This window comes from Enterobacter sp. DC4 (assembly GCF_000568095.1).
GTDB classification, from domain to species: Bacteria; Pseudomonadota; Gammaproteobacteria; order Enterobacterales; family Enterobacteriaceae; genus Enterobacter; species Enterobacter pseudoroggenkampii.
Window position 1 is genome coordinate 102310 of record NZ_AZUB01000006.1, and the last position, 17135, is coordinate 119444.

Sequence of the window (17135 nt, forward strand, 5' to 3'; positions counted from 1 at the left end):
TCCCCTTTACTGAGATGACTATGCAGTACCCGATTAACGAGATGTTCCAGACCCTGCAAGGCGAGGGTTACTTTACCGGCGTTCCCGCTATTTTCATTCGTTTACAGGGATGCCCGGTTGGCTGTGCCTGGTGTGATACCAAACATACGTGGGATAAGCTCGCAGATCGGGAAGTGTCGCTGTTTAGCATTCTGGCGAAAACCAAAGAGAGCGATAAGTGGGGGGCGGGCAGTTCCGAAGATCTGCTGGCCATTATTGGTCGTCAGGGCTGGACGGCACGCCACGTGGTGATCACCGGCGGTGAACCCTGCATCCACGATCTGACTCCGCTGACCGAGCTGCTCGAAAAGAACGGCTACAGCTGCCAGATTGAAACCAGCGGCACCCATGAAGTGCGCTGTTCACACACGACCTGGGTGACGGTATCGCCAAAAGTGAATATGCGCGGCGGGTATGACGTGCTGTCTCAGGCGCTGGAACGCGCGGATGAGATTAAGCACCCGGTAGGGCGCGTGCGTGATATCGAAGCGCTGGATGAACTGCTGGCCACGCTGACGGATGAAAAGCAGCGCGTCATTGCGCTTCAGCCGATCAGCCAGAAAGATGACGCGACGCGCCTGTGCATTGAAACCTGTATTGCGCGCAACTGGCGCCTGTCGATGCAGACGCACAAGTATCTGAATATTGCATAAAAAAAGCCCGGTGGCGCGAGCGCTTACCGGGCCTATGGTTCGATGCTCTTGTAGGCCGGGCAAGCGTCAGCGCCACCCGGCAAGCATCACTCTCCGCGATACACGCAGCCTGCCGTGCAGGTCTCTTTGATCATCACCGCGCTCAGCAGCGGTACCAGCGGCTTCATCTGATCCCAAATCCATTTTGCCAGCACTTCACTGGTCGGGTTTTCAAGGCCCGGGATCTCATTCAGGTAGTAGTGATCCAGCCGATCGTAGGTCGGCTTAAACGCCGCCTTCAGCTCGGCAAAATCCATGATCCAACCGGTATGCGGATCAACTTCACCGGTGATCTCAAGACGCACCATGAACGAATGCCCGTGCAGACGGCCGCATTTATGTCCTTCTGGGACATGCGGAAGGTGGTGGGCGGCTTCGAAGGTGAAATCTTTAAACAGTGTGGTGGACATGATCGCTCTCAGTAATGCGGAAAAAACCGCCGCATAGTACCGGAAAGCACAATTTTTAGCATTAACTAAAACGGCTCTGAGCGGCAACCGCCTCGTATTAAGGGTGTTTATCGCTATTTGTTGTTTTATTTCATGATGTTATTTAATCGGTTTTATCGCTAAGCATGACAACCAAAACAGGTTAGTCCATTTGGTTATTTATTATTTCCATCCCTTCTTTAATTGTTATTATCCTCGCCGTTAACCTTATCTTCAGTTTGGATTTATTCGCTTAAAGTCCGCTTGGCTACTGGAACATAACGACGCATGACAACACAGGCCCCACCTTCAAACTTGCTTCCCCTGAACCCGGAGCAACTGGCGCGCCTTCAGGCTGCCACCTCTGATTTTTCTCCCACTCAGCTTGCCTGGGTCTCCGGTTATTTCTGGGGAATGCTCAATCAGCAGCCTGGCGCTGTGGCGGGTGCACCGGTAACGGCCGTTGAAATTCCGGCCATTACCCTGATTTCCGCCTCGCAGACCGGCAATGCCCGCCGCGTGGCCGAGGCGCTGCGTGACGACCTGCTGGCCGCCAAACTGAACGTGAACCTGGTCAACGCCGGGGATTATAAATTCAAACAAATCGCGTCAGAAAAACTGCTGGTGGTGGTTGCCTCTACGCAGGGTGAAGGTGAACCCGCTGAAGAAGCGGTGGCCCTGCACAAGTTCCTGTTCTCGAAAAAAGCGCCGAAGCTGGATGGCACGGCGTTTGCCGTCTTTGGCCTGGGCGATACCTCCTATGAATTCTTCTGCCAGTCCGGCAAAGACTTCGACAGCAAGCTGGCGGAGCTGGGCGCGGAGCGCCTGCTGGACCGCGTTGACGCGGATGTCGAATACCAGGCCGCCGCCGCCGAATGGCGCGCCCGCATCGTTGAGGTGTTAAAAGCGCGCGTGCCGAAAGAGACGTCGGCGCAGGCCGCGTTCACCGCGACGGGTGCTGTTAACGACATCCACACCAGCCCGTACACCAAAGAGGCTCCACTGACGGCGAGCCTGTCGGTGAACCAGAAAATTACAGGCCGCGATTCAGAAAAAGATGTCCGCCATATCGAAATTGATCTGGGCGACTCGGGCCTGCGCTATCAGCCGGGCGATGCGCTGGGTATCTGGTATCAGAACGATCCGGCGCTGGTGAAAGAACTGGTTGAGCTGCTGTGGCTGAAAGGCGACGAGCCTGTCACCGTTGACGGCAAAACCCAGCCGCTTTCAGAGGCGCTGCAGTGGCATTTCGAACTGACGGTGAACACCCCGAATATCGTCGAAAACTATGCCACCTTGACGCGCAGCGAATCCCTGCTGCCGCTGGTGGGCGATAAAGCGAAGCTGCAGCATTACGCCGCGACGACGCCGATTGTCGATATGGTGCGCTTCTCTCCGGCTCAGCTGGATGCCGATGCGCTGATCGGTCTGCTGCGCCCGCTCACCCCGCGCCTGTACTCCATCGCCTCTTCCCAGGCTGAAGTGGAGAGTGAAGTGCATATTACCGTCGGCGTGGTGCGCTACGATATCGAAGGCCGCGCCCGCACGGGTGGGGCATCAGGCTTCCTGGCGGATCGCGTGGAAGAAGAGGGCGAAGTGCGCGTCTTTATCGAGCACAACGACAACTTCCGCCTGCCTGCGAACCCGGAAACCCCGGTCATCATGATTGGCCCGGGCACCGGCATTGCGCCGTTCCGCGCCTTTATGCAGCAGCGCGCGGCAGATGAAGCGCCGGGTAAAAACTGGCTCTTCTTCGGCAACCCGCACTTTACCGAAGATTTCCTCTACCAGGTTGAGTGGCAGCGCTATGTGAAAGAAGGCGTTCTGACCCGCATCGACCTGGCCTGGTCCCGCGACCAGAAAGAAAAAGTATACGTACAAGACAAACTGCGCGAACAGGGCGCAGAGCTGTGGCGCTGGATCAATGACGGTGCCCACATTTATGTCTGCGGCGACGCCAATCGTATGGCGAAAGACGTTGAGCAGGCACTGCTGGAAGTGATTGCCGAATTCGGCGGTATGGATGCCGAAACGGCGGATGAATTTTTAAGTGAGCTGCGCGTTGAGCGCCGTTATCAGCGAGATGTCTACTAATGAGCGAAAAACATCCAGGGCCACTGGTGGTCGAAGGTAAACTGACAGACGCCGAGCGCATGAAGCTGGAAAGCAACTATCTGCGCGGCACCATTGCTGAAGATCTGAATGACGGTCTCACCGGCGGTTTCAAAGGCGACAACTTCCTGCTGATCCGTTTCCACGGCATGTACCAGCAGGACGACCGCGACATCCGCGCCGAGCGTGCAGAACAGAAGCTGGAGCCGCGTCACGCGATGCTGCTGCGCTGCCGTCTGCCGGGCGGGGTGATTACCACCAAACAGTGGCAGGCGATCGACAAGTTTGCCGGTGAGAACACAATCTACGGCAGCATCCGTCTGACCAACCGTCAGACCTTCCAGTTCCACGGTATTCTGAAGAAGAACGTCAAGCCGGTGCACCAGATGCTGCACTCCGTTGGGCTGGACGCGCTGGCGACCGCCAACGACATGAACCGTAACGTGCTTTGCACCTCGAATCCGTATGAATCCGAGCTGCATGCCGAAGCGTACGAGTGGGCGAAGAAGATCTCCGAGCACCTGCTGCCGCGCACGCGCGCCTATGCGGAGATCTGGCTCGATCAGGAAAAAGTCGCCACCACCGACGAAGAGCCGATCCTTGGCCAGACCTACCTGCCGCGTAAGTTTAAAACCACGGTCGTTATTCCACCGCAGAACGATATCGACCTGCACGCCAACGACATGAACTTCGTGGCGATTGCCGAAAACGGCAAGCTGATTGGCTTTAACCTGCTGGTGGGCGGCGGCCTCTCCATTGAGCACGGTAACAAGAAAACCTACGCCCGCACCGCAAGCGAGTTCGGCTTCCTGCCGCTGGAGCACACGCTGGCCGTGGCGGAAGCGGTAGTGACCACCCAGCGCGACTGGGGCAACCGTACAGACCGTAAAAACGCGAAAACCAAATACACCCTGGAGCGTGTGGGCGTTGAGACGTTCAAAGCGGAAGTGGAGCGTCGCGCGGGCATCAAATTCGAGCCGATCCGCCCTTACGAATTCACCGGTCGCGGCGATCGCATCGGCTGGGTGAAAGGCATCGATAATAAATGGCACCTGACGCTGTTTATCGAAAACGGCCGTATTCTGGATTATCCGGGCCGTCCGCTGAAAACCGGTCTGCTGGAAATTGCTAAGATCCATAAAGGCGAGTTCCGCATTACCGCTAACCAGAATCTCATTATTGCCGGCGTGCCGGAGAGCCAGAAGGCGAAGATCGAGAAGCTGGCGCGCGATCACGGGTTAATGGATGCGGTGAAGCCGCAGCGTGAAAACTCAATGGCCTGCGTGTCGTTCCCGACCTGTCCGCTGGCGATGGCCGAAGCGGAGCGTTTCCTGCCGTCATTTACTGACAAGGTAGAAGCGATTCTGGAAAAACACGGTATTCCGGACGAGCATATTGTTATGCGCGTCACCGGCTGTCCGAACGGCTGCGGCCGCGCGATGCTGGCCGAGCTGGGTCTGGTGGGGAAAGCGCCGGGGCGTTATAACCTGCACCTGGGCGGTAACCGAATCGGTACGCGCATCCCGCGTATGTTCCGCGAGAACATCACCGAGCCGGAAATTCTTGATTCCATCGACGAGCTTGTCGGGCGCTGGGCGAAAGAGCGTGAAGCGGGTGAAGGCTTCGGCGACTTTACGGTGCGTGCGGGCATCATTCGCCCGGTGCTCGATCCCGCAAGGGATTTCTGGGAGTAACCACGAGAGGTAATTATGTCCGTACTCGATCTAAACGCGCTTAACGCATTGCCAAAAGTCGAACGCATTCTGGCACTCGCAGAAACCAATGCCCACCTTGAAAAGCTGGACGCCGAAGGGCGCGTGGCGTGGGCGCTGGAAAACCTGCCGGGAGACTATGTGCTGTCGTCGAGCTTTGGTATTCAGGCGGCGGTCAGCCTGCATCTGGTGAATCAGATCCGTCCGGACATTCCGGTGATCCTCACCGATACCGGCTACCTGTTCCCGGAAACCTACCAGTTTATTGACGAGCTGACGGACAAGCTCAAGCTGAACCTCAAAGTTTACCGCGCGACGGAAAGCGCGGCCTGGCAGGAGGCGCGCTACGGTAAGCTGTGGGAACAGGGCGTTGAGGGCATTGAGAAATACAATGAGATCAACAAAGTTGAGCCGATGAACCGGGCGCTGAAAGAGCTCAATGCGCAGACGTGGTTTGCTGGCCTGCGCCGCGAGCAGTCCGGCAGCCGGGCAACCTTGCCGGTGCTGGCGGTCCAGCGCGGGGTGTTTAAAGTACTGCCGATTATCGACTGGGATAACCGGACGGTGTATCAGTATCTGCAAAAGCACGGGCTGAAGTACCATCCGCTGTGGGACCAGGGCTATCTGTCGGTGGGTGACACCCACACCACGCGCAAATGGGAACCGGGAATGGCGGAAGAAGAGACGCGATTCTTTGGGCTGAAGCGCGAGTGCGGGTTGCATGAAGGGTGATCCTTATCCTCCCTCTCCCTGTGGGAGAGGGTTGGGGTGAGGGCATCAGGCCGCACCAGGCTTTAAAACATCAGGCTTTCCCCGCTTTCGCCAGCTCCTTCACCAGCGGCAGCATCACCTTCACCACATCACGGCTGCGGTGTTCAATCCGCTGCGGCAGCGCGCGATCGATGTGATGCTGATTATCCAGCATCACGTTGTGCCAGCTTGTCCCGTCCGGGAAGGCTTTCGATTTAGCCCGCTGCTGGTAGCCATCTTTTTTGCCCAGCGCCCAGTTTGTCGCTTCCACGTATAGGACCGGAATGCCCGCCTTATCGAACACTTCCCCGTCGTTGCAGCAGCCCGTTCCTCGCGGGTAATCCGGGTTACCGCCGGGGTTGCTGGTGGCATAAACCCCGTGGCTGCGGGCAATCGCCAGCGCACGGTCTCGCGTCAGTTTCCGCACGGTACCCGGCGTACTTTGCCCGCTGTTGAAATAGAGCTTGTCGCCGACGATCAGGTTATCGAGGTTGATCACCAGCAGCGTATTTTTCTTCTCCTCAGCGCTCATGCGTTTAAGGAGATTCTCAGCGCCGAGTTTGCCCTCTTCTTCACCGCTGGTGGCCACGAAACGGATACCATACTGGGTTGGAATATCCTTCATCCGCTCGGCCAGTTCGAGCATCACGCCCAGGCCTGCCGCGTTGTCGTCCATGCCCTGCAGCGTTAGCCCGCCGAGGTTGTTATCCGTATCGGCGTCACTCATCGGGGCGTAGGTATCAAGGTGCGCCATAATAATAATTTGCTCTTTTGCGCTACCTTCATGCGCCGCGATAACCGTACTGCCGGTCACGTTATGCCAGTTTTTCGTTTTGTTTCGTGAGGTATAGACGTAGCGGCTGTGAAACGACCGGATGTCGCTCTGGTAGCCCATTCCGGCAAACTGCTGGCGAAGATAGTCCGCGGAGAGCATTTCCGCAGGCGAACCGGTCATACGGCCAGGAAAGACGGTGGCAATATGCCGCGCCTGCATAGTGGCGATTTCACCATAAGGTTGGTTTTTTGCTTGGGCAGGAAGAATAAAGCAAACGCCGAGCGCCAGGGCAGCAATACGGTGGCGCGTTGCGGAGAACATAGTGAGTCCTTAAAAACTGAGCAAAATAATAACCCGCTTAGTATGAAACTGTGATCGTCCATACACAATTTGAATTGCTCTTAAATGCCCGAAATTTCGCGTGTTAAGCACTTTTTGGTATTAGCTTTTTCACGGCGTTATTCCATTGAGTAACTACTCATTCCAATTCGTAATTTCATTCGGTCTAAGCCGCCCCCTATAGTCCCTCTATTCCTCGTTGTTAGTGAGTTGTTGCTTGTGGACTATCTGCCCTTATTTGCCGCGATAAAAGAGAAGCCGGTGCTGGTTGTTGGCACGGGTGAAATTGCCGATCGCAAAATTGCGTTTCTGCAGCGCGCAGGGGCGCAGGTGCGGGTAGTAGCAGAAGCGGATTTCGATGAATCCCAAATCGACAGCGTCGTGCTGGTGATTGCGGCGACCGAAGATCGCGACCTGAACCGGCGGATTTCCGAGGCCGCTCAGGCCCGCTACCGCCTGGTGAACGTGGTGGACGACCAGCCTTTATGCTCGTTTATCTTCCCGTCGATCGTTGACCGTTCGCCGCTGCTGGTGGCGATCTCCTCCGGCGGTACCGCACCGGTGCTGGCGCGCGTGCTGCGGGAAAAAATCGAAGCGCTGCTGCCGACCAGCCTCGGGCGCATGGCGGAAAAAGCCAGCTACTGGCGCAACCATCTGAAAACCCGCCTGACCAGCGTGACGGAACGCCGTCGCTTCTGGGAACGCGTGTTTCGCGGCCGCTTTGCCAGCCTGATGCATGCCGGCAATGAGACGGCGGTGCAGAAAATTCTTGAAGACGAACTGGATAACCCCGGCAGCACCGGCGGGGAGATCATTCTGGTAGGCGCAGGACCGGGCGATGCCGGGCTCCTGACGCTGCGCGGACTGCAGGTGCTGCAGGACGCGGACGTGGTGTTTTACGACCATCTGGTTACCGACGGCGTGCGCGAGCTGATCCGTCGCGACGCGGAGCAAATCTGCGTCGGCAAACGGGCTGGCGAGCACTCTGTGCCGCAGCACGACACCAACCAGATGCTGGTTGACGCCGCCAAAGCGGGTAAAACCGTGGTGCGCCTGAAAGGGGGAGACCCGTTTATCTTCGGTCGCGGCGGCGAAGAGCTGCAGGCGGCAGCCGAAGCGGGTGTACCGTTCCAGGTGGTGCCGGGCATTACGGCGGCCTCTGCGGTAACGGCCTACGCCGGTATCCCGCTGACCCACCGCGATTACGCCCAGAGCGTGACCTTTGTGACCGGCCACTACAAGGCCGACAGCACACCGTTCGACTGGTCCCATCTCGCCCAGAGCCGCCAGACGCTGGCGATTTACATGGGCACGATGAAGGCGGCGGATATCAGCGAACAGCTTATTCAGCACGGTCGCGAGGCGACGACGCCCGTTGCCGTCATTTCTCGCGGCACGCGCGTCGATCAGCACGTTGCGACGGGCACCCTGGAACATCTTGCAACCCTGGCGAAAGACGCCCCGATGCCCGCCCTGATCGTGGTGGGAGAAGTGGTGCAGCTGCACAGCACGCTCGCCTGGTTCCAACACACAACCGATACAGAAGGCTTTGGTTCTTCTGTCGTAAATTTGGCTTAAGGAACGGTTATGGACCAAAAACGTCTTACACACCTGCGGCAGCTCGAAGCGGAGAGTATCCATATCATCCGCGAAGTGGCCGCCGAGTTTTCTAACCCGGTGATGATGTACTCCATCGGTAAAGATTCCAGCGTCATGCTGCATCTGGCGCGTAAAGCGTTTTATCCGGGCACGCTGCCGTTCCCGCTGCTGCACGTGGATACCGGCTGGAAATTCCGCGAGATGTATGAGTTTCGCGACCGTACCGCCAAAGCCTACGGCTGCGAGCTGCTGGTGCATAAAAACCCGGAAGGGGTGGCGATGGGCATTAACCCGTTCGTGCACGGCAGCGCCAAGCATACCGATATCATGAAAACCGAAGGGCTGAAGCAGGCGCTGAATAAATACGGTTTTGACGCTGCTTTTGGCGGTGCGCGCCGTGACGAAGAGAAATCCCGCGCCAAAGAGCGTATCTACTCCTTCCGCGACCGCTTCCACCGCTGGGACCCCAAAAACCAGCGCCCGGAGCTGTGGCACAACTACAATGGTCAGATCAACAAAGGCGAAAGCATTCGCGTCTTCCCGCTCTCTAACTGGACCGAGCTGGATATCTGGCAGTACATCTATCTGGAAAACATCGAGATCGTTCCGCTGTATCTGGCCGCCGAGCGCCCGGTACTGGAGCGCGACGGCATGCTGATGATGATCGACGACGATCGCATCGACCTGCAGCCGGGTGAAGTGATCAAGAAACAGATGGTCCGTTTCCGCACCCTCGGCTGCTGGCCGCTGACCGGCGCGGTGGAATCCAGCGCGCAGACGCTGCCGGAGATCATTGAAGAGATGCTGGTGTCCACCACCAGTGAGCGACAGGGGCGCGTGATTGACCGCGACCAGGCAGGCTCCATGGAGCTGAAGAAACGTCAGGGTTATTTCTAAGGAGCCGCCATGAACACCACTATTGCTCAACAAATTGCCAACGAAGGCGGCGTGGAAGCCTATCTGCACGCGCAGCAACATAAAAGCCTGCTGCGTTTTCTGACCTGCGGCAGCGTGGATGACGGTAAAAGTACCCTGATTGGCCGCCTGCTGCACGATACGCGCCAGATTTACGAAGATCAGCTCTCTTCCCTGCATAACGACAGTAAACGTCACGGTACCCAGGGGGAAAAACTCGATCTGGCCCTGCTGGTGGACGGCCTGCAGGCGGAGCGTGAGCAGGGCATCACCATCGACGTGGCCTACCGCTATTTCTCTACCGAGAAACGCAAATTTATTATCGCCGACACGCCGGGGCACGAGCAGTACACCCGTAACATGGCAACCGGCGCCTCTACCTGCGACCTGGCCATCCTGCTGATGGACGCGCGTAAAGGCGTGCTGGATCAGACCCGTCGTCACAGCTTTATCTCCACGCTGCTGGGGATCAAACATCTGGTGGTGGCGGTCAACAAGATGGATCTGGTGAACTTCAGCGAAGAGAAGTTCGAGGAGATCCGCCAGAGCTACCTGACCTTTGCCGAACAGCTGCCGGGCAATCTGGATATTCGCTTTGTACCGCTCTCGGCGCTGGAAGGGGATAACGTCGCGTCCCAGAGCGCGAACATGCCGTGGTACAGCGGCCCGACGCTGCTTGAGGTGCTGGAAACGGTTGAAATCCAGCGCGTGGTCGACACCCAGCCGATGCGCTTCCCGGTGCAGTACGTGAACCGTCCAAACCTCGATTTTCGCGGTTTCTCAGGCACCCTCGCGTCAGGTTCCGTGAAGGTCGGCCAGCGCGTTAAGGTGCTGCCATCCGGCGTGGAATCGACCATCGCCCGCATCGTCACCTTCGACGGTGACCTGCAGGAAGCGGGCGCCGGTGAAGCCGTAACGCTGGTGCTGAAAGACGAAATTGATATCAGCCGGGGCGATCTGTTGGTGGATGCCCAGGAAACGCTGGCCGCTGTACAGGGGGCTTCCGTGGATGTGGTGTGGATGGCGGAGCAACCGCTGACGCCGGGCCAGAGCTACGACATCAAAATTGCCGGCAAGAAAACCCGCGCCCGCGTGGACGGTATTCAGTTCCAGGTGGACATCAACAATCTCACCCAGCGCGAGGTTACCGAACTGCCGCTGAACGGCATTGGTCTGGTCGATCTGACCTTCGACGAACCGCTGGTGCTGGATCCGTATCAGCAGAACCCGGTGACGGGGGGGCTTATCTTTATCGACAGGCTGACCAACGTTACCGTCGGGGCCGGTATGGTCCGCGAACCGATTAAACAGTCTGTCGTGGCGTCTGAATTCAGTGCCTTCGAGCTGGAACTGAACGCGCTGGTGCGTAAACACTTCCCGCACTGGGGCGCACGCGATCTGCTGGGAGGCAAGTAATGGCCGCCCATGATGAGAACGTCGTCTGGCATCCTCATCCGGTCACCGTCGCCCAGCGCGAACAGCTCCACGGTCACCGTGGGGTTGTGCTGTGGTTTACCGGGCTGTCCGGCTCGGGTAAATCAACGGTGGCGGGCGCGCTGGAAGAGGCATTGCATCAGCAGGGCGTAAGCACGTACCTGCTGGATGGTGACAACGTGCGTCACGGCCTGTGCAGCGATTTAGGGTTTAGCGACGACGACCGTAAAGAGAACATCCGCCGGGTGGGCGAAGTGGCCAGCCTGATGGCTGACGCCGGGCTGGTGGTGCTGACCGCGTTTATCTCTCCGCACCGCGCCGAGCGCCAGATGGTGCGTGAACGCGTGGGCCAGGATCGCTTTATCGAGGTGTTTGTTGATACGCCGCTGGAGATTTGCGAAGCGCGCGACCCGAAAGGGCTGTACAAAAAAGCGCGTGCCGGAGAACTGCGAAACTTCACCGGAATTGACGCGGTATACGAAGCGCCTGAATCGCCTGAAATTCACCTGGAGGGTCAACAATTGGTAACAAATTTAGTAAGCCAATTATTAGACCTGCTCAGACGGGACGATATTATCAGATCCTGAGACGGTATCGTTCGGGAGCTGTCTTCCCGAACGATGAGTCACGGTCACAGGACTAGCTATGCGCAACAGTGAACATTACATCACCACCACCGGGTCGGAGCCGCTCGCGACCGACGACGAAACGACCTGGTCATTTCCTGGGGCCATCATCGGCTTCGTCTCATGGTTGCTGGCGCTGGGTATCCCGTTTCTCATCTACGGCGGTAACACGCTGTTCTTCTTTCTCTACACCTGGCCTTTCTTTCTGGCGCTGATGCCCGTGGCGGTTGTCGTCGGCATTGCGCTGCACTCGCTGCTCAACGGTAAGCTCCTGTACAGCACCGTGGTCACGATTGTGACGGTGGTTCTGATGTTTGGTCTGTTATTTTTGTGGCTCATGGGCTAACTTCAGCCATAATTCAAACCGTAACCAACTGTGTAACGATATTGTGCAGGACGATTCTGCGGAAAAAATGTGGTACATTTGCCCGCGATGTTGCGGCATCTCTGTTACCCCGGCGTAGTGCTCTGGGGAAGTCTTGGGATGATGATGCCGTTTTTCAGGGGGCAGGATGGGTAAACTAACGCTGCTGTTGCTGGCTTTGCTAATCTGGCTGCAATATTCGCTGTGGTTCGGTAAGAACGGACTGCACGACTATAGCCGGGTGAGCGATGACGTCGCGGCTCAGCAGGCAACAAACGCCAAACTTAAGGCGCGAAACGATCAACTCTTTGCTGAAATTGATGACCTCAATGGCGGGCAAGAGGCGATTGAGGAACGCGCACGCAATGAACTCAGTATGACTAAGCCGGGCGAAACCTTTTATCGTCTGGTTCCGGATGCGTCTAAACGCAATCAGGGCTCAGCACAAAACAATCGATAATCAGGCCCAGGATTACGACATGGCAGTAACTTTTTCGGACGTATGCGCCGTGGTGCCGGCCGCAGGTTTTGGCCGGCGCATGCAGACAGAATGTCCCAAGCAGTACCTCTCTATTGGCGATAAAACGATCCTCGAGCACGCCGTGGCGGCGCTGCTGGCGCACCCACGGGTGACGCGGGTGATCATCGCTATCAGCCCTGGCGATGCGCGCTTTGCGCAGCTGCCGCTGGCAAATCATCCACAGATTACCGTCGTTGACGGTGGCGCCGAGCGCGCCGATTCCGTGCTGGCGGGCATTCAGGCCGCCGGAAACGCGCCGTGGGTGCTGGTGCATGACGCGGCGCGTCCGTGCCTGCATCAGGACGACCTTGCGCGTCTGCTGGCCCTGAGCGAAACAAGCAAGGTTGGCGGGATTCTGGCCGCACCGGTGCGCGACACCATGAAGCGCGCCGAGCCGGGTAAACAGGCTATCGCCCACACCGTCGATCGCGTCGATTTATGGCACGCGCTGACGCCACAATTTTTCCCCCGCGAATTACTCCACGATTGCTTAACGCGTGCGCTTAGAGAAGGTGCAACCATCACGGACGAAGCCTCTGCGCTGGAATATTGCGGTTTCCACCCTGAGCTTGTTGAAGGACGCGCTGATAATATTAAAGTGACGCGTCCGGAAGATTTACAGCTCGCGGAATTCTATCTTACCCGTTCGACCCATCAGGAGAAGGCATAATGCGAATTGGACACGGTTTTGATGTACACGCCTTTGGCGGAGAAGGCCCAATTATCATTGGCGGCGTGCGCATTCCTTATGAAAAAGGACTGCTGGCACATTCTGATGGCGACGTGGCGCTGCATGCGCTGACCGACGCGCTGCTGGGCGCTGCCGCGCTGGGTGATATCGGCAAGCTGTTCCCGGACACCGACCCGGCATTTAAAGGCGCGGACAGCCGCGAACTGCTGCGCGAAGCGTGGCGTCGCATTCAGGCGAAAGGCTACACCCTCGGCAACGTCGACGTGACGATTATTGCCCAGGCCCCGAAAATGCTGCCGCACATTCCGCAGATGCGCGTGTTTATTGCAGAAGATCTGGGCTGCCACATGGACGACGTGAACGTCAAAGCGACGACGACCGAGAAGCTGGGCTTTACCGGGCGCGGCGAAGGGATTGCCTGTGAAGCCGTGGCGCTGCTGGTGAAGGCGAGCAAATGACAGACTTCGACAACCTGACATACCTGCACGGTAAACCGCAGGGGAACGGGGTGCTGAAAGCCAGCCCTGAAGACTTCCTCGTGATAGAGGATCTGGGCTTTGAGCCGGATGGCGAAGGCGAACATATCCTGGTGCGTATTCTGAAAAATGGCTGCAATACCCGCTTTGTGGCCGACGCGCTGGCAAAATTCCTTAAAATTCATGCCCGCGAAGTGAGCTTTGCCGGGCAGAAAGATAAACACGCCGTCACTGAACAGTGGCTCTGCGCGCGCGTTCCCGGTAATACGATGCCTGATTTAAGCAAATTTGAGCTTGAAGGCTGTAAGGTACTGGAATTCGCCCGCCACAAGCGCAAACTGCGTCTGGGTGCGTTGAAGGGTAACGACTTTACGCTGGTGCTGCGGGAAGTGACCCACCGCGAAGACGTTGAAAAACGTCTGAACGCTATCAGTGAACTCGGCGTGCCGAACTACTTTGGCGCGCAGCGCTTTGGTATTGGCGGCAGCAACCTGCAGGGCGCGCTGCGCTGGGCGCAAAGCGATGCACCGGTGCGCGACAGGAATAAACGCAGTTTTTGGTTGTCGGCGGCCCGCAGTGCGTTGTTTAATCAGATTGTGAGCGAAAGGCTGAAAAAACCGGACGCGAATCAAGTTGTTGTTGGCGATGCGCTACAATTAGCGGGACGCGGAAGCTGGTTTGTGGCAACGGCCGAAGAAATGGCCGATGTGCAGTCGCGCGTGGACGCAAAAGCGCTGATGATTACCGCCGCGCTGCCCGGTACGGGCGACTGGGGAACACAGGGCGACGCGCTGGCCGCCGAGCAAGCAGCCGTAGCGGATGCGCCAGAACTGCAATCCTTGCTGGTGCGGGAAAAAGTCGACGCGGCACGCCGCGCAATGCTGCTCTATCCGCAGCAGTTAATCTGGAACTGGTGGGATGACGTAACCGTCGAGTTACGCTTCTGGCTGCCGGCAGGTAGCTTTGCCACCAGTGTTGTCAGGGAACTTATCAACACCTCGGGTGATTATGCGAATATTGCTGAATAACGATGACGGGATCCACGCGCCGGGCATTCAGACCCTGGCGAAACACCTCCGTGAATTTGCGGATGTGCAGGTCGTGGCACCCGATCGTAACCGCAGTGGAGCGTCTAACTCGCTGACGCTGGAGTCGTCGCTTCGCACCTTTACCTTTGAAAATGGCGATATTGCCGTGCAGATGGGCACGCCAACCGACTGCGTTTTTCTGGGCGTGAACGCGCTGATGCGTCCGCGTCCGGATATCGTCGTCTCCGGCATTAACGCCGGGCCTAACCTCGGCGATGACGTGATTTATTCCGGTACCGTGGCGGCCGCAATGGAAGGGCGCCATCTGGGGTTCCCGGCGCTGGCGGTCTCGTTAAACGGCTACACGCATTACGACACCGCCGCTGCGGTGACCTGTTCGATCCTGCGGGCGCTCGGCCGCGAGCCGTTGCGTACCGGGCGCATCCTCAACATCAACGTGCCGGATCTTCCTCTCGATGAAATTAAAGGCATTCGCGTCACCCGTTGCGGAAGCCGACATCCTGCCGATCAGGTGATCCCGCAGCAGGATCCGCGCGGCAACACGCTTTACTGGATTGGCCCTCCTGGCGATAAGTGCGATGCGGGTCCGGATACCGACTTTGCCGCCGTAGAAGAAGGCTATGTTTCGGTTACCCCGCTGCACGTAGATTTAACCGCGTATAGCGCGCATGATGTGGTGTCGGGCTGGCTGGATCGCGCAGGAGTGAACGCGCAATGGTAAACAAACGTGTACAAACTCTTCTGGAACAACTCCGCGCGCAGGGGATCCGCGACGAGCACGTGCTTGAAGCGCTTGCTCAGGTTCCGCGTGAGAAATTTGTAGACGAGGCGTTTGAACACAAAGCGTGGGAAAACGTGGCGCTGCCCATCGGGCAGGGCCAGACGATTTCACAGCCTTATATGGTAGCGCGGATGACGGAGCTGCTGGAGCTGACGCCCGACTCCCGCGTGCTGGAGATTGGCACCGGGTCGGGGTATCAGACTGCGATCCTGGCGCATCTGGTTCATCATGTATGCTCCGTTGAGCGGATTAAAGGTTTACAGTGGCAGGCGCGTCGTCGCCTGAAACAACTTGATTTACATAATGTTTCGACACGACACGGTGATGGATGGCAGGGTTGGAAGGCTCGCGCCCCGTTTGACGCCATCATCGTGACGGCGGCCCCGCCTGAAATTCCTGCTGCCCTGTTATCGCAGCTGGATGAGGGGGGCATTCTGGTTCTGCCTGTCGGGGACGAGCAGCAGCTGTTGAAGCGCGTTCGTCGGCGCGGCGGCGAGTTTATTATCGACACCGTGGAAGCCGTGCGCTTTGTGCCTCTGGTGAAGGGGGAGTTGGCCTGAGACTCGGAATTATCCAGGGTTATTAAGGCAAATTCAGCGTATGGTGTGGCGCGAAAGATTCGTGCCATCACGGTATATTTTAAGTCACTGGTAGTTAAAACATTCCTGGGGGATAAATGAGCGCGGGAAGCCCTAAATTCACCATCAGCCGTGTTGCGGCATTATCACTGGTTTCGCTCTGGCTGGCAGGTTGTACAAGTTCTAACAACGCGCCTGCGCCCGTCAGTTCCGTCGGCGGAAACAGCGGCTCCGGTAGCACGTCCAGCGGAATGTTAATCACGCCGCCACCTAAAATGGGGACGGCTGCGCCGCAGAAAACACCACAAATTCAGCCTGTGCAACATCCTGTTACACAGCCAATGCAGGTTCAGCCAGTTGAACAACCTGTTCAGACCCAAAATGGCCGCATAGTCTATAACCGCCAGTATGGGAACATTCCGAAAGGCAGCTATACCGGTGGCAGCACCTATACCGTGAAACGCGGCGATACACTGTTCTACATTGCGTGGATCACCGGGAACGATTTCCGTGACCTCGCGCAGCGCAATAACGTCCAGGCCCCATACGGTCTGGAAGTCGGGCAAACGCTCCAGGTGGGTAACGCGACGGGCACGCCGCTGACCCCTGGCAACACCGTTTCAGCGGCCGATGTGACGGCGCAGAATAACAGCGTTAAGCCTGCACAAAAATCCACCACGGTGGTTGCTTCACAACCTGTAATTACGTATTCTGAGGATTCAGGTGATCAGACTGCTAACAAAATGTTGCCGAATAATAAAGGGACTGCGACTGCTGTCACAGCACCGGTTACGGCACCTGTGGTTAGCTCTACTGAACCGACTGCCAGCAGTATGACCTCCAGTTCGCCGATTTCTGCATGGCGCTGGCCAACTGACGGCAAGGTTATCGAAAACTTCTCTTCCTCCGAAGGGGGAAATAAAGGGATCGATATCGCAGGGAGTAAAGGACAGGCTATCATCGCGACCGCAGACGGACGCGTTGTGTATGCCGGTAACGCTCTGCGCGGTTACGGTAATCTTATTATCATCAAACATAACGATGATTACCTGAGTGCCTACGCCCATAACGACACAATGCTGGTCCGGGAACAACAAGAAGTTAAGGCGGGGCAAAAAATCGCTACCATGGGTAGCACCGGAACCAGTTCTACACGCTTGCATTTTGAAATTCGTTACAAGGGGAAATCCGTAAACCCGCTGCAGTACTTGCCGCAGCGATAATTTGACGGGGCATGCCAGCCAGGGTGTCTCGT

General features: G+C 57.4%; 18 protein-coding genes. 16 read left to right on the forward strand and 2 right to left on the reverse strand.

The features are described 5' to 3' along the window. Nucleotides 1–20: 20 nt before the first annotated feature. Nucleotides 21–692 carry a 7-carboxy-7-deazaguanine synthase QueE gene (gene queE, locus P349_RS06905; protein ID WP_023333236.1) on the forward strand — a complete coding sequence of 224 codons (672 nt, stop codon included), beginning with the start codon at nucleotides 21–23 and terminating at the stop codon, nucleotides 690–692. 86 nt (nucleotides 693–778) lie between these two features. Here queE and queD read toward each other — a convergent pair whose 3' ends face one another. Beyond that, nucleotides 779–1141 (reverse strand): 6-carboxytetrahydropterin synthase QueD, encoded by a 363-nt coding sequence (gene queD / locus P349_RS06900; RefSeq protein ID WP_014885039.1) that lies wholly within the window; start codon nucleotides 1139–1141, stop codon nucleotides 779–781. Nucleotides 1142–1447: 306 nt separating this feature from the next. Here queD and cysJ point away from each other — a divergent pair, with 306 nt between their 5' ends. Genes cysJ through cysH form a run of 3 tightly spaced genes read left to right on the forward strand, consistent with a single transcriptional unit; the run spans nucleotide 1448 to nucleotide 5715 of the window. Continuing rightward, complete coding sequence (gene cysJ, locus P349_RS06895) at nucleotides 1448–3253, forward strand: NADPH-dependent assimilatory sulfite reductase flavoprotein subunit (RefSeq protein ID WP_032648088.1); 1806 nt, start codon at nucleotides 1448–1450, stop codon at nucleotides 3251–3253. Continuing rightward, nucleotides 3253–4965, forward strand: a complete 1713-nt coding sequence (gene cysI, locus P349_RS06890) for an assimilatory sulfite reductase (NADPH) hemoprotein subunit (RefSeq protein ID WP_032648087.1) — start codon at nucleotides 3253–3255, stop codon at nucleotides 4963–4965. Before cysJ ends, cysI begins: the two co-directional genes overlap by 1 nt. Nucleotides 4966–4980: 15 nt before the next feature. Further along, nucleotides 4981–5715 carry a phosphoadenosine phosphosulfate reductase gene (cysH, locus tag P349_RS06885; protein ID WP_024909260.1) on the forward strand — a complete coding sequence of 245 codons (735 nt, stop codon included), beginning with the start codon at nucleotides 4981–4983 and terminating at the stop codon, nucleotides 5713–5715. A gap of 70 nt (nucleotides 5716–5785) precedes the next feature. On the opposite strand, the gene P349_RS06880 is transcribed toward cysH, so the two are convergent. Beyond that, a complete protein-coding gene (locus tag P349_RS06880) occupies nucleotides 5786–6829 on the reverse strand; it encodes an aminopeptidase (RefSeq protein WP_032648085.1) in 1044 nt (347 codons plus the stop codon). Between the two features lie 237 nt (nucleotides 6830–7066). On the opposite strand from P349_RS06880, the gene cysG reads away from it, so the two are divergent. The 12 genes from cysG (at nucleotide 7067) to nlpD (ending at nucleotide 17103) form a co-directional block, all read left to right on the forward strand. Next, nucleotides 7067–8425, forward strand: a complete 1359-nt coding sequence (gene cysG / locus P349_RS06875; protein WP_032648082.1) for a siroheme synthase CysG — start codon at nucleotides 7067–7069, stop codon at nucleotides 8423–8425. Between the two features lie 9 nt (nucleotides 8426–8434). After that, the gene (gene cysD, locus P349_RS06870; protein ID WP_006811770.1) at nucleotides 8435–9343 is read left to right on the forward strand and encodes a sulfate adenylyltransferase subunit CysD; all 909 of its coding nucleotides are present in this window, start codon (nucleotides 8435–8437) and stop codon (nucleotides 9341–9343) included. A gap of 9 nt (nucleotides 9344–9352) precedes the next feature. Further along, nucleotides 9353–10777, forward strand: a complete 1425-nt coding sequence (gene cysN, locus P349_RS06865; RefSeq protein ID WP_032648081.1) for a sulfate adenylyltransferase subunit CysN — start codon at nucleotides 9353–9355, stop codon at nucleotides 10775–10777. Then, nucleotides 10777–11382: an adenylyl-sulfate kinase gene (gene cysC, locus P349_RS06860; protein WP_010434543.1), complete on the forward strand. Its 606-nt coding sequence runs from the start codon at nucleotides 10777–10779 to the stop codon at nucleotides 11380–11382. The genes cysN and cysC overlap by 1 nt, the downstream gene beginning before the upstream one ends. Nucleotides 11383–11440: 58 nt before the next feature. Continuing rightward, on the forward strand, nucleotides 11441–11767 hold the full coding sequence (locus P349_RS06855) for a DUF3561 family protein (RefSeq protein WP_008499610.1): 327 nt from the start codon (nucleotides 11441–11443) through the stop codon (nucleotides 11765–11767). Nucleotides 11768–11933: 166 nt separating this feature from the next. Further along, nucleotides 11934–12245, forward strand: coding sequence for a cell division protein FtsB (gene ftsB / locus P349_RS06850; protein ID WP_008499609.1), 312 nt, complete (start codon nucleotides 11934–11936; stop codon nucleotides 12243–12245). A 19-nt stretch (nucleotides 12246–12264) separates the two neighbouring features. After that, on the forward strand, nucleotides 12265–12975 hold the full coding sequence (ispD, locus tag P349_RS06845; protein ID WP_024909255.1) for a 2-C-methyl-D-erythritol 4-phosphate cytidylyltransferase: 711 nt from the start codon (nucleotides 12265–12267) through the stop codon (nucleotides 12973–12975). Further along, nucleotides 12975–13454, forward strand: a complete 480-nt coding sequence (gene ispF, locus P349_RS06840) for a 2-C-methyl-D-erythritol 2,4-cyclodiphosphate synthase (protein WP_008499607.1) — start codon at nucleotides 12975–12977, stop codon at nucleotides 13452–13454. Before ispD ends, ispF begins: the two co-directional genes overlap by 1 nt. Next, complete coding sequence (truD, locus tag P349_RS06835) at nucleotides 13451–14500, forward strand: tRNA pseudouridine(13) synthase TruD (RefSeq protein ID WP_032648079.1); 1050 nt, start codon at nucleotides 13451–13453, stop codon at nucleotides 14498–14500. The genes ispF and truD overlap by 4 nt, the downstream gene beginning before the upstream one ends. Next, nucleotides 14481–15242, forward strand: coding sequence for a 5'/3'-nucleotidase SurE (surE, locus tag P349_RS06830; RefSeq protein ID WP_032648077.1), 762 nt, complete (start codon nucleotides 14481–14483; stop codon nucleotides 15240–15242). The genes truD and surE overlap by 20 nt, the downstream gene beginning before the upstream one ends. Next, nucleotides 15236–15862 carry a protein-L-isoaspartate(D-aspartate) O-methyltransferase gene (locus P349_RS06825; RefSeq protein ID WP_023333224.1) on the forward strand — a complete coding sequence of 209 codons (627 nt, stop codon included), beginning with the start codon at nucleotides 15236–15238 and terminating at the stop codon, nucleotides 15860–15862. Before surE ends, P349_RS06825 begins: the two co-directional genes overlap by 7 nt. Nucleotides 15863–15978: 116 nt before the next feature. Next, entirely contained in the window at nucleotides 15979–17103 is a 1125-nt protein-coding gene (gene nlpD, locus P349_RS06820; RefSeq protein ID WP_032648075.1) for a murein hydrolase activator NlpD, read from the forward strand. Nucleotides 17104–17135: the final 32 nt, after the last annotated feature.

What these genes read in the sequence shown, in the direction of transcription:
- cysH (WP_024909260.1), top strand. Translation starts at nt 4,981, where the DNA reads ATGTCCGTACTCGATCTAAACGCGCTTAACGCATTGCCAAAAGTCGAA.
- surE (WP_032648077.1), top strand. Translation starts at nt 14,481, where the DNA reads ATGCGAATATTGCTGAATAACGATGACGGGATCCACGCGCCGGGCATT.
- ispF (WP_008499607.1), top strand. Translation starts at nt 12,975, where the DNA reads ATGCGAATTGGACACGGTTTTGATGTACACGCCTTTGGCGGAGAAGGC.
- cysJ (WP_032648088.1), top strand. Translation starts at nt 1,448, where the DNA reads ATGACAACACAGGCCCCACCTTCAAACTTGCTTCCCCTGAACCCGGAG.
- cysD (WP_006811770.1), top strand. Translation starts at nt 8,435, where the DNA reads ATGGACCAAAAACGTCTTACACACCTGCGGCAGCTCGAAGCGGAGAGT.
- queD (WP_014885039.1), bottom strand. Translation starts at nt 1,141, where the DNA reads ATGTCCACCACACTGTTTAAAGATTTCACCTTCGAAGCCGCCCACCAC.
- truD (WP_032648079.1), top strand. Translation starts at nt 13,451, where the DNA reads ATGACAGACTTCGACAACCTGACATACCTGCACGGTAAACCGCAGGGG.
- ftsB (WP_008499609.1), top strand. Translation starts at nt 11,934, where the DNA reads ATGGGTAAACTAACGCTGCTGTTGCTGGCTTTGCTAATCTGGCTGCAA.
- P349_RS06825 (WP_023333224.1), top strand. Translation starts at nt 15,236, where the DNA reads ATGGTAAACAAACGTGTACAAACTCTTCTGGAACAACTCCGCGCGCAG.
- nlpD (WP_032648075.1), top strand. Translation starts at nt 15,979, where the DNA reads ATGAGCGCGGGAAGCCCTAAATTCACCATCAGCCGTGTTGCGGCATTA.
- ispD (WP_024909255.1), top strand. Translation starts at nt 12,265, where the DNA reads ATGGCAGTAACTTTTTCGGACGTATGCGCCGTGGTGCCGGCCGCAGGT.
- P349_RS06855 (WP_008499610.1), top strand. Translation starts at nt 11,441, where the DNA reads ATGCGCAACAGTGAACATTACATCACCACCACCGGGTCGGAGCCGCTC.
- cysC (WP_010434543.1), top strand. Translation starts at nt 10,777, where the DNA reads ATGGCCGCCCATGATGAGAACGTCGTCTGGCATCCTCATCCGGTCACC.
- queE (WP_023333236.1), top strand. Translation starts at nt 21, where the DNA reads ATGCAGTACCCGATTAACGAGATGTTCCAGACCCTGCAAGGCGAGGGT.
- cysI (WP_032648087.1), top strand. Translation starts at nt 3,253, where the DNA reads ATGAGCGAAAAACATCCAGGGCCACTGGTGGTCGAAGGTAAACTGACA.
- cysN (WP_032648081.1), top strand. Translation starts at nt 9,353, where the DNA reads ATGAACACCACTATTGCTCAACAAATTGCCAACGAAGGCGGCGTGGAA.
- P349_RS06880 (WP_032648085.1), bottom strand. Translation starts at nt 6,829, where the DNA reads ATGTTCTCCGCAACGCGCCACCGTATTGCTGCCCTGGCGCTCGGCGTT.